The 12,760-nt window shown below is 32.7% G+C and carries 8 protein-coding genes; 4 read left to right on the top strand and 4 right to left on the bottom strand.

Features of this window, described 5'->3' with window-relative positions; all coding sequences use genetic code 11:
- Window positions 1-30: 30 nt before the first annotated feature.
- Entirely contained in the window at window positions 31-2,322 is a 2,292-nt protein-coding gene (locus T367_RS0104420; protein WP_027418764.1) for a hypothetical protein, read from the top strand.
- Here T367_RS0104420 and T367_RS21345 read toward each other — a convergent pair.
- Entirely contained in the window at window positions 2,308-3,024 is a 717-nt protein-coding gene (locus T367_RS21345) for a glycosyltransferase family 2 protein (RefSeq protein ID WP_051568341.1), read from the bottom strand. The genes T367_RS0104420 and T367_RS21345 overlap by 15 nt on opposite strands.
- A gap of 136 nt (window positions 3,025-3,160) precedes the next feature.
- Here T367_RS21345 and T367_RS0104430 point away from each other — a divergent pair, with 136 nt between their 5' ends.
- The 3 genes from T367_RS0104430 to T367_RS21350 are packed head-to-tail and all read left to right on the top strand — an operon-like array spanning window position 3,161 to window position 8,757.
- On the top strand, window positions 3,161-3,778 hold the full coding sequence (locus T367_RS0104430) for a uridine kinase family protein (RefSeq protein ID WP_027418766.1): 618 nt from the start codon (window positions 3,161-3,163) through the stop codon (window positions 3,776-3,778).
- Window positions 3,778-7,425, top strand: a complete 3,648-nt coding sequence (locus T367_RS0104435; protein ID WP_027418767.1) for a sensor histidine kinase — start codon at window positions 3,778-3,780, stop codon at window positions 7,423-7,425. Before T367_RS0104430 ends, T367_RS0104435 begins: the two co-directional genes overlap by 1 nt.
- Window positions 7,426-8,757, top strand: a complete 1,332-nt coding sequence (locus tag T367_RS21350; protein WP_035842468.1) for a cation:proton antiporter domain-containing protein — start codon at window positions 7,426-7,428, stop codon at window positions 8,755-8,757.
- Here T367_RS21350 and T367_RS21355 read toward each other — a convergent pair.
- The 3 genes from T367_RS21355 to T367_RS0104455 are packed head-to-tail and all read right to left on the bottom strand — an operon-like array spanning window position 8,754 to window position 12,758.
- Window positions 8,754-9,503 carry a rhomboid family intramembrane serine protease gene (locus tag T367_RS21355; protein WP_051568342.1) on the bottom strand — a complete coding sequence of 250 codons (750 nt, stop codon included), beginning with the start codon at window positions 9,501-9,503 and terminating at the stop codon, window positions 8,754-8,756. The genes T367_RS21350 and T367_RS21355 overlap by 4 nt on opposite strands.
- Before the next feature lie 59 nt (window positions 9,504-9,562).
- On the bottom strand, window positions 9,563-11,407 hold the full coding sequence (glmS, locus tag T367_RS0104450; RefSeq protein WP_027418768.1) for a glutamine--fructose-6-phosphate transaminase (isomerizing): 1,845 nt from the start codon (window positions 11,405-11,407) through the stop codon (window positions 9,563-9,565).
- A gap of 1 nt (window position 11,408) precedes the next feature.
- Entirely contained in the window at window positions 11,409-12,758 is a 1,350-nt protein-coding gene (locus T367_RS0104455) for a DUF4270 family protein (protein ID WP_027418769.1), read from the bottom strand.
- Window positions 12,759-12,760: the final 2 nt, after the last annotated feature.

Genomic DNA, 12,760 nt, shown 5'->3' on the forward strand with positions numbered 1-12,760 from the left:
TTTATTAATTTTGGTTTTAGATTCAATTTAATGTCAAATAAATTAGCAAGCTTTAAGTTTCCGGTTTTAACGTTTTTAGGGGCGTTACTTTTATTGTTATTTTTCTATCAGGACGTTTTATTGCATCCCAATGATTACATATTTTCATCCCATGGAGATGGTATAAAAAATTACTATACCTGTATCTATCATGCAAAATACGACACAAGCTTCGCAGATTTCTCCGGTATGCATTATCCTTTTGGAGAACACATTATTTATACAGATGCACAACCCTTATTGTCATGGATAATTGGGCAATTTGGAATGGCGGATTATACCATTGGAATCGTCAATTTATTGATGCTGCTTTCTTATCCAATTAGTGCTGTTGTTTTATTTTTGATACTCATTCATTATAAAGTAGATAAATGGTGGGCGCTTAGTGCTGCCATTATTATTACTTTTTTAAGTCCTCAAGTTTATCGGATGACTGGCCACTTCTCAATGGCATATGTTTTTGCGGTTCCGATGATGTGGTTACTATTGATAAAATCGAGTCAAAATCGTAAAATATTTTGGTCGGTAATCACAGGTGTTTATTTAACGGCCTTTTTCTTTACACACCCGTATCTGGCAATTATTCTTGCCTTTTTCAGCGTGTTTTATGGGCTCTTTAAAATTATACTTTTAAAGAAAGAAATTGGGTTGACGATTCTTACTATTGTCATTCAAACAATATTGCCATTCATTGTTTTGCAGACCTTTATTGCATTAACGGATCATCATTTGAATCGCTTATCCAATCCTGCAGGTTTCTTTTCATATTATGCAAGTTGGAAGTCTGTTTTGATTGCCCATAATGGACCATTGTCTAGCCTTTATGGTTGGATGAAAATTGATATTGGAAATTGGGAATCATGGTCTTATATTGGATTTGGAACAATAGTAGCGGTAATTATTATTCTATGGGACCTATTTAAAAGGCGTAAAACATTCGAATTTAAAAAATTTTTCAAAAGTGAATTAATGTTGTTCTTTTTGGCTGCATATGTCATTCTAATATTCTCTTTTTGTTTTCCGCTTAAATACTTTTGGCTAAGATGGATAACCGATTTTTTTGGTCCATTGAAACAGTTCAGAATATTAGGTCGTTTTACTTGGGTATTCTTTTATGTCATTAATGTTGTTGCCGTTGTAGGACTATATAGATTATACCTTCGCAATCATTCCAAAAAAATTAGACTAGTTTTCATTCTTGGTTTAATTTTTCAATTCGCAGAATTTTTTACTCCTCATCGTGTCAATCATCAAATTATCACATCAAAGAATAACGCTTTCATAAAAGAAAACTTAGACGCTGAATTATTAGAATTAATTGACTTTGTGGAAAAGGAAAAGTATGATGCTTTAATCTTTTTGCCGTTCCATCATATGTCCAGTGAGAGTTTAATGATACTTGGTGAAGAGCCAACGAATTACGATGCTTTTATGGTTAGTTATCATGCCGGCGTGCCACTTATTAATTCCAATTCATCTAGAATGTCATTGAGTGAAGCAGCCATTGTTCAAAGTTTATTTGCGAACGAATATGTAGACAAAGAATTTATTGATCATTTACCGAAGGATGCTAAAATTGGAGTAGTTAAATCACGCGCAGTTTTGGATGAATCTGAATTAAAAATGATTTGGACGTTTGACTTGAGTATGCAAAATGATAAATACGATGTGTTTGAATTTGACAGAGATAAATGGAATTCATCTATTTATTATGATGAGATTATAAAGCAAGAGGAAAAATCAAACATCAAAATGAAAGACGGCTGGTATTCGGATTCAACTTTTGATTTTATTTATGAGAACTTTGATGATCTCAATGCGGTACCTTCGCCTTATTCACTTGGGAAAGGAGATTCATACAGCGATCTTAACCACAGTTGGAAAGACATTTATACTTTAGATAGCTCAAAACTAGCTTACGGTGATTATACGTTAAGAATTTGGTACAATTATGCTTATTCTTTGCCTATAGAAATGCACATCGCTTCTAAATCGTTTACTTCAGATTTGGATTTAGATTTATTGAATAAATTTGATATACGACAGTCAAAAAATATTGTAGGCGATTGGTGTTTGATAGAGATGGATTTTAGTTTTACCCCTGAAATGAAAGATGTTATTTTAATTAATTCATCTAATGTTGACAATAAATCATTCTTAGTTGATGAATTACTCATTTATCCAAGAGGTGCACCACCATTGTTTAGAAAAGCGGAACACGACGGAATGTCTTATTTAATTTATAATAATCACTGGTTAAAATCGGATTCATTTTCGGAATAGGACCTTGATAAAATTAAGTGCTTCGCGAGATAAGATCTTCAAATTAACTTTGCTAAAAACCACATTCGGTTTCAATACAACTTCTGAAATTACAATTTTACAATCAGATTTACTCGCTAATTTTATAAACTCTAAATCGAACAAAAATCGATCAATTTGCGTGTCTAAGAATATTGTTGCTCCTTTTGAATTGAATCCTTTAATTCCACACTGAGAATCGTCAGTAGGCAATCTTAAAAAAGTTTTTAGCGACCATCTCAACAATTTCGAAACATACTTTCTTACAAATGGCGTTTTGGTATAATAATTTTCACCGCGATGTCCTAATGCAATATCATTACCTTCATTTAATTTATTCAAGATAGACAATAGGCTCTCTTCAGTATATGGAAAATCGATGTCAGTATAGATGACTAGTTCCTCACTTGCTTTTTTAACCCCTGCTCTTAACGCAGCACCTTTTCCACTGTTCTTTGAACAATCAACATAAATAAAATTATCAAGATGATCCTTTAAATAATTGATGTGTTCTTTAGTTACACCATTTGTTGAGCCGTCATTAACCAAAATCAATTCAATAAAAACATGATTTTTAGAGATCAAATCTAAAACCGTTTGAACAACTACTTTTTCCCAATTTTCAGGTGGATTAAAGCATGGTAAAACAAGCGATATTTTAGTTAGAGAATTAATAGGCAACAAAACAACTAAATTAAAAGGAATTAACGGTTAAAAAGCATTTTTATGTTTGCAATTGTACAATAAAAAAACGGAAATCAAATTTAACAATGTAGCTAAAGGCATTAAATTTGTATTTTTCTAAAAAGACAATTATTGAATGGTAAAATATATAATAGGAATTGCAGGAGGAAGTGGAGTAGGCAAAAGCACACTATTAAAAATTCTTGATGATAAGTATGCGAATAACATTGCTAAAATCACACTGGATAATTATTATTTACCCATCGAAGATCAGCAGAAAGATGAAAATGGTAAGATTAATTTTGATTTACCAACGGCTTTAAACATAGCTGCTATTAAAGCTGATATTGCAGAGCTATTGTCAGATAAAGTGGTGCATAGAAAGAAATATAATTTTAATAATGCAGATGAAGCAGTCATAAGTATTCTTATAGAACCAAAACCAATATTAATCATCGAAGGTTTATTTGTTTTTCACTTTGATTTTATCAATTCAATACTCGATCTAAAAGTATTCATTACCGTAGACGAAAAATTACAATTGCAACGCAGATTGGAACGTGATTTTAGAGAGCGTAAGATTACAGAAGAGGATGCCTTATATCAATGGCACAATCATGTCTTGCCATCTAACAAAGCATATATAGAACCGTATAAGGATGCGGCTGACATTGTCTTGGTAAATAATGAAAAATTTGATGAGAATATCCTTATCTTAGAGCAAAAGATAGAAGCTGTAATAAGCGCGCAATAATGAAATTGAGTAGAAAATTTTTATGGACTGTAATCATAGGATTTGCTTTTTGGGCATTAGGTTCGTACTTGTTTCATTTTAAACTACAGCCAAAATTCAGCGATGATAAATTAGTTGAATTCGAAGAGCATATTCAATCCGAAATTTTTGAATTAACACAAAGTCTAGCTCATTTTTCTGAGAACTATCCAGATTCGAATGGGCAAATAGCTCAATTTTCTTATGCTGAAAAGCTAAGTAAACATGCTGATTTTTCTTTTTTCAGTTATCGTGGTGATCAACTTGAAGTTTGGACGAGTAACCAAGTAACCTTGCCAGATACTATTCAACAATATAATGATACGGTTGTAAAATTAAATAATGGCTGGTATTATTTGAGCTCGATTACTAGAGATGACCGGTTATTTGTAGGTACATTTTTAATTAAAACTGAATATAAGTATGAAAATGTAGATTTAGTGAATGGGTTTTCTCCTGAACTTGATTTTCATTTTAGTGCGAACTTAAATACCACCGGTGAAGGTATTGCAATTAAATCGCAGGGAGGTGATTTACTTTTTTATATAGTTCCATTAGAGCAAATTTCACAAAATGAATCGCTGGAAGTTTTAATATTCTTGCTCTATTTAACTGGGTTGTTTATTTTGTTGCAACTCTTGATTAATGCCTTTCAAAAGGTCTTGTTAGCCAAGCCGTATTTGTTAATCTTATTTCCTGTAGGCATTGTTTTACTCAGATATTTCTGGCTTAAACTTGAGATTAATTTTTTGTTTGAGAATTTTCAATTATTCAATCCAGAGTTATTTGCATCGTCAGAATTAGCGCCCTCATTGGGTGATTTAGCTATAAATATTGCGATTTTTTATTTTATCGTTCATTTTTTATTGAAACGTACAAGGGATTGGTTTTCTAATGGGAATCAAAAGTTAAAATTGGCTTTTGTTGTTATACCGTTGTTCTTAATCAGTTTTTATATGGCTTTTCAAATCAACGAAATAATTTATTCGTTGGTTTACAATTCGAAAATATCATTTCATCTCGAACATTTATTCGAGTTGGACAAGTATAGTTTTATTAGTTTAGCGTTGATAGGCGCCAGTTTTTATGCTTATTTCAGACTATTTCAGTACATCATTATCCAACTTAAAATTTGCAGATTTGAATGGAATAAGTTGGCGTTTTTGTGGGTTATTACTTCTTTTATTTACATCATAATTGATCAATTTTATTTTAACGAATTATTGTTGACATCGTTTTGGCCAATCTTTTTATCGGGTTCTTTACTTTGGTTTCATTATAAAGATAAAGACATCAAATTTATTCATGTAATAATAATGCTCGCATTTATTGCATTTTATGGATCATATATCCTTCAAGGTTATAGTAATGATAAGGAAAAAGAGTTGCGAAAACTTCAAGCTGAAAAGATAGCACATGATGACGATGTAGTGACCGAATTTGACTATCAAGAATTAGAGGGTAAAATGATTGCTGATAGATTCGTTCTCCCTTATTTCTATGGTCGTTTTGATCAGAAGAAATTTAGCGCAGAAATAGAAGAGAAATACTATACTGGCTTAATGGCTAATTATGAATTGAGTTTTTACCTTTTTGATGCTGAGAAGAACTTAATTAAAGATGCTGGCAATTTTGATCAAAAGTCGTTCGAGCGGTATGATGATATCATAGTAAATTCTGGTAAAGTATCCAGTATATCTGAGAATCTATTTTACATAAAAGATTATACGGAAAAGATTAATTATATCGCCATGATGACGGTTGATTATGACGACTCATTACAAGGTTATTTAGTTACTGAATTTAGATCTAAAAATTTCCCGGAAGACATTGGTTTACCTTCGTTATTATTAGATGGTACTGCAGACAATATCAATCCGCTTGATAAGTATTCAATAGCCAAATATGTGAATCATAAATTAGTTTTACGTAAAGGAGACTTTAATTACCCTATAGTTAATGCCAGTTGGTTTGATATTGATGCTGATTTTATTTATAAGGACGATTATAGTCACTATGTATACAAAGATGGCTATTCGAATTATACTATCGTATCTAAAATAGACAGTTCATTATTAACGCGTTTCACGTCCTTTTCATATCTATTAATTCTATTCGGGGTATTGTTGCTTTTCCCGTTGACTTATAATAAACTGCACGAGCGAATAAATTTTAAAACAATCAAATTAAATGTAAAAATTCAAGTGGTACTTATTGGACTTACATTGTTAAGTTTAGTTGCCTTTGCAATTGGTGCGGGCACTTATGTCGCACAGCAGAATTATGAATCGAATAAAGATGCAATAAAAGAGAAATTAGGATCAGTTAAAATTGAATTAGAGAATAAACTAAAGAATGAGACTGAATTAAACAGTAATCTAGCGGATTATTTAGCGTTTATTTCAAGAAAATTTTCGAATGTTTTTGTTACTGATGTGAATCTTTATGACCGGTTCGGAGTGTTATTGGCTTCATCGCAACCAAAAATTTATTCGCACGGTTTAATATCTGCTAGAATGAATTCAACGGCATATGAAGCAATTCATTTGCAAAAACAAAGCGAGTTAATACACAACGAAAAGGTTGGAAATTTGGAGTATTTATCTGCTTATATGCCATTTTTTAATCAAAAAGGAGAGTTTTTAGCCTATGTTAATGTGCAATACATTTCAAGACAACATGATTTAGAAGATCAGATTTCTGGGTTATTGTTGGCGATAATTAATATAATGGTATTTATGTTGGCTTTTTCAACGATCTTGTCAATTGCCATATCCAATCGTTTAATTAGACCGTTAAGAGAAATCCAACTCAGCTTAAAAAATGTTCAAATTGGACCATTGTATAAACCTATTGTTTACAAGAACGACGACGAGATAGGCAAATTGGTTAAAGAGTATAATAAGAAGGTTGAAGAACTGCAATTAAGTGCTGAAGCATTGGCAAAAAGTGAAAGAGAGAGTGCATGGAGAGAAATGGCGAAACAAGTCGCACATGAAATTAAGAACCCATTAACGCCAATGAAATTATCTATTCAACATTTGAGTAGATCCATCAACTTGGCAGATGATGAGTCGAAGGATAAATTAAGTCGGGTTTCTAAGTCTCTCATAGAGCAGATTAATGCTTTAACGAATATAGCGAATGAGTTTTCGAATTTTGCGAAAATGCCAAAAGCGAATGAGGAAGAAGTTAACTTAAAAGATATTGTCGAAAGCGCGGTTTCTATGTTCGCTGAATATGACAAACACAATATAAAATTAGATATTGAATTAACCGAAACTCCTATGATATGGGCTGATAAAGATTTATTACTAAGGGTTTTTAACAATTTAATTAAAAACGCTATTCAAGCCGTTCAGTCTGGGCAAGCAGGTATAATTCATGTTCGCCTTAAATCGGTAGAAGAAAGGTACTTATTTGAAGTCAAAGACAACGGAATTGGCATAAGTGATGAGGCAAAAGTTAAAATGTTTGTACCCTACTTTACAACAAAATCCAAAGGTACTGGTCTAGGTTTAGCAATGTCAAAACAAATAGTAGAAAACTTAAAAGGTAAAATTTGGTTTGAATCAGAATTAGGGCGAGGCACAAGTTTTTTTGTATCTTTCGCCAAACTAAAAGATTAAATGGATACGTATTCCCTCATTATTGGCGTTTCGCTGATTATTATTATTTCTTTCTTCTTTAATATAATATCTAAAAAGACAAACATACCTAGTGTTTTATTATTGATAACTTTAGGTGTTTTAATTAAAGAATTTGCACCAGCTTCAATTAACGTTGATCTTTTTGTGAACCTAGGTGTTTTGGAAATAATCGGAAATGTTGGTTTGGTGATGATTGTCCTTGAAGCCGCTTTAGATTTAAAGTTGACCAAAGATAAAAGGGGCTTGATTATTAATTCATTTTTCGTGGCCTTAATCGCTTTAGTTGTCTCATCTTTTGGCATCGCTGGCATCATTTATTATTTAATTCCTGGTGCCGATAGTTTTTATAATTGTATGGTTTATGCGGTTCCATTATCTATTATGAGTTCTGCTATTATCATTCCAAGTGTTGGTGGTTTAACTGGCGCTAAAAAGGAGTTTATGGTGTATGAAAGTACATTTTCAGACATACTTGGAATTATGTTTTTCTATTTCCTTATTGGTGCTGATCAGGAAGAAAACTTTGGAAACATAGCAATTGACATTGCTTTTGATATTACGCTTACTTTAGTGGTGTCAATTGTTTTAGCTTATATATTGGTATTTATTTTCCAACGTTTAACATCACAAGTAAAATTATTTTTGGTGATTGCGGTTTTAATGTTAATGTACGCCTTGGGTAAAAAACTACATTTATCGTCGTTGCTAATTATTTTAGCTTTTGGATTAGTCCTCAATAACGTAAGAATATTTTTTATTGGGAAAAAGATGCAAAATTGGGTGAGTGAAGCGACGGTGAAACCAATTCTTCATGATTTTCACATTTTAACGCTAGAATCTGCTTTTGTTATCAGAACATTTTTCTTTGTTATTTTCGGGATGTCCATTACAATTGCGTCGATCCTAGATTATCATGTAGCTTTAATTAGTTTAGCTATCATCGGTTTGTTGTATCTCGTGCGTTTTATCCTACTTAAATTGATAGTTGGACGTGATATAACACCACAACTTTATATTGCGCCTAGAGGGTTAATAACTATTTTATTATTCTTTGTTGTAACTAGTCATAAGGAGTTTGTAATAGAAAACTTTGATGCAGGCATCTTATTATTCGTCGTATTGATTTCGAGTATCATTATGACGATTGCTTTGATTGCTCATCGAGGAGAAAATGTAAGAGAAGTACTTTTAGGCCAATTGCCAAAAATTAAAATCGATAAAAATAAAAATGGAGTTGATGATAGACAGGATCGAATCAATGATAATGTTGAGAGCCAGGACTACAATCAATTTGACAAAGACGAAGATTAATCGTTTTTAGGCTCTTTATTTTCGGTGGGCGGAGGTTTAGGAACAAACCTATAAACATATACCGGCGTTTCTATTCCGCTATCGGGGTCTATTGTAGTTGGAGGAACAAAATCCTCTTTCCAATATTCTAATTCCGGTTCAATACCTAATTCTTCTTCAATTTCATATCGTAGTTTCTCAGGCTGAGGTCCGATAGATTTAAGAAGGACAGCCATAATTAACCCGGAAAAAAGTCCAAGTAAATGTCCTTCCCAAGACACTTGTTCTTTCCAGGGTAACACACCCCAAACCATGCTGCCGTAAATAAAAATAACAAATAGTGAGATTCCAGCTACACGCATATTTTTCCTAAAGAAACCACTAAATACTAAGAATGCTGTTAGTCCGTATATAACTCCACTCATTCCCACATGATAATTCTCTCTGCCTAAAAACCAAAGACTAATTCCGGTTAACAAAAAAATAGAAACGAAAGCTCTAGTTGCAATATCTCTATAATGATAGAACAATAACCAGGTCAAAATAAATATAGGACCTGAGTTGCTAAAAATGTGTGAAAAGTCCTTAGTACTATGAATAAATGGAGCTGTAATTATTCCAATTAATCCCGAATTCCGCTGTGGGTAAACACCGTATTTATACAATTTTAAGCCAAGCGAATAGTCCAATATAAATACCAACCACATAATGGTTAGCACGGAAAGTGCGATTGTAAAAGATATACGTGTTACTTTACTATTGAACATAATCAAGCAGCAGCAAATATGTTGCCGTGCTTCATCTTATGCCAAAACGTCAGTAAAACTTACTCTACAGTGACTGATTTGGCTAAGTTTCTAGGTTGGTCAACATTACAACCTCTCATTACAGCAATATAATATGAAATTAATTGAAGCGGAATTGTTGCTAAAATTGGAACAACGAATTCGTGAGCATCGGGAATTTCAATAACATAGTCAGCTAATTCCTTAACATTGGTATCACCTTCAGTAACAATTGCAATAATTTTACCTTTTCTAGCTTTAACTTCTTGAATATTGCTTACTAATTTTTCGTAATTATCACCATGTGTTGCAATCACAAAAACAGGCATATTCTCATCGATCAAAGCAATCGGTCCATGTTTCATTTCTGCCGCAGGATAACCTTCAGCATGGATATAACTAATTTCTTTTAGTTTTAAAGCTCCTTCTAGCGCAATTGGGAAACTGCTACCTCTACCTAAGTATAATGCATTTTGAGCATCCTTATATTTAGCTGAAACAGTTTCTATATAATCGGCATTCTTTAATAATTGTTCGATTTTAGCAGGTAAAGCTTCCATTTCATCCAACAATAATTGGAATTTCTCATCGGTGATTGTACCTCGTTTCTTACCAATTGCTAAAGCCATCATGGCAAGAACAGTTAATTGGGTAGTAAAAGCTTTAGTTGAAGCAACACCTATTTCAGGTCCAGCATGTGTATAAGAACCAGCATCAGTCACTCTTGAGATAGTTGATCCAACAACGTTTACAATTCCTAATAAAATTGCTCCTTGAGCTTTAGCCATTTCTAAAGCAGCAAGTGTATCTGCTGTTTCACCAGATTGTGAAATTGCAATTACAACATCGTCTTTATGAATGATCGGATTTCTATATCTGAATTCACTAGCATATTCAACTTCAACAGGAATTCTAGCAAGGTCTTCAAAATAGTATTCGGCTACTAATCCGGCATGCCATGAAGTACCACAAGCGATAATAATAATTCTATTTGCCTTTGCTATTTTATCTTCATAAGCTTTAATTCCACCTAAAGAAACCCAGCCTTCTTTTGCATTTAATCTACCTCTAAAGCTATCATGAATAGCACGTGGTTGCTCATAAATTTCTTTAAGCATGAAATGTTCGAATCCACCTTTTTCAAGTTCTTCCAATTGCATTTCAAGTTCCTGAACATATGGAGAAACCTCAGTATTACTAATGCTAATAATTCTTAATCCATTATTTCTATCAATAATTGCGATTTGTTCATCTTCTAAATAAACAACATTTTTAGTGTATTCAATAATTGGTGTTGCGTCAGATGCTAAATAATATTCATCTTCACCCATTCCAATTACCAATGGACTACTTTTTTTCGCTGCAATTATTTTATTCGGCTCTTCAGCAGAAATTACAACAATAGCGTAAGCTCCATGAACTTCGTTAAGCGCGATACGGATAGCTTCTACTAATGATACACCACTATTTTTTTTGATTTCTTCAATTAAGTGGACCAACACTTCAGTATCTGTTTCACTCTTAAAAGTATGGCCTCTTTTTATTAATTCTTTTTTTAATACATCATAGTTCTCAATTATACCATTGTGAACAAGTGTAAGAGTACCATCACCTGACGTATGCGGGTGCGCATTTACGTTATTTGGCTCACCATGTGTCGCCCATCTTGTATGTCCGATACCAACTGTACCTTCGGTATTTGCATTACCAATAAACTCGGTTAAGTCAATAACTTTACCTTCTTTTTTGAAGACATTTACTATATCGTTAGCTTGTAATAATGCAATACCTGCACTATCATAACCTCTATACTCAAGTCTACTTAACCCTTTAATTAAAATTGGGTAAGCTTTTTTGTTTCCTATATAACCAACAATTCCACACATATTAATATTCTGTATAAGTAATTTCTAATCTAGGTTTATTTTTCAAATTTGATTTTGAACCATTAAATATAATTCTTTCTATAGTTGAGCCAAAGAAAGCTGAAGAATAAACACGGTATCCAACATTTTCTATGTCTCCAAGTAATAAGCCCTGAATCTCTTGTGTCATATCAAAGCGATATTCTTTATTCACATCATCATAAGCTTCTGTATTATCATTGATAGTCGAACCGAACCCGTAGTCAGAAGTAAAAGTTGACAATTCGTTATCGACAATTCTTCCAATAAACAGTCTAGCAGAAGGATTGAATGGATCAGCAACAAAATCTTGCACGGGCAGTACTAATACCGCCTGATTAATGATTTTTGGATCCGTTTCTCCGTCCACGTTATTTCTTAAGTTTAAGATATGTGGAAATTTAATGATACTTCTTATAGCACTGCCTTGTGTATAAAATTTCTCCTGTCCTAAAAGTGTATTGTCTAAAACTGCCTGAACATCCGTTCCTGCTCTATCAAATTGTATAGAATTATAACGAGCACATTCGCTATTAATATCTAAATCGAAAAACTCGGTCGCACCACCTTCTATATGATAATAAACTGTAAGCTTAGATAAAATATCCTCTAATGAGAAATATAATACAGTACCATTTCCATCAATAGGATCAATTGTTTTAACATAGAGTCCCTTAAAAGCAGATGACTGAAAACTTTCATTCATTCCACCGCTATTCGCAATAGCAATCAATTGATCACCTAGGGAAGTTTTTAAGTTGATTCTAAACTGCGCTGAAATTGTGTCGTTGCCAACAACAACGTCTTTCACTATATCCGGTCGAATAGTAGACGAACCTACTTTAACTAAATCGCTACCAACAATGTTGGGTACTGTTTTAGTATAATATTCTTGATCTGCTCTAATTAAAACATCAGAAATCTCGTAAACTTCGACATTTAAATTTGTGAGATCAGCATAATATTCAATTGAACTGAATTGTAAAGCTAGAACAACAGAGTCAACAATTGGCGCTGCAGGAAATACTGGATTGTATGTATCAGGCACGAGTTGAGTTACAAAACCACAATCGACGCGACCGAATATTGGGTCGATATATGCGCCTAACAAACTAATACTGGTTTCATCACTTTCTAAAGTGTCTAATAATTCAGAATAAGTAACCATACTAAAAGTATCAACAATAGTATGATTCAATTTCGTATTGGCTAAATTATCTCCAACTGAGGTGAGTTCTTTTTTACAACTAACTGATACCAATAATAGTGTAAAAAAAGTGGCGGAAAGTTGAGTAACTTTCCGCCGTAAATTTATTTTTAGATTTTTTCTCATTG

The organism is Crocinitomix catalasitica ATCC 23190 (assembly GCF_000621625.1).
In the GTDB taxonomy this organism is placed as follows: Bacteria; Bacteroidota; Bacteroidia; order Flavobacteriales_D; family Crocinitomicaceae; genus Crocinitomix; species Crocinitomix catalasitica.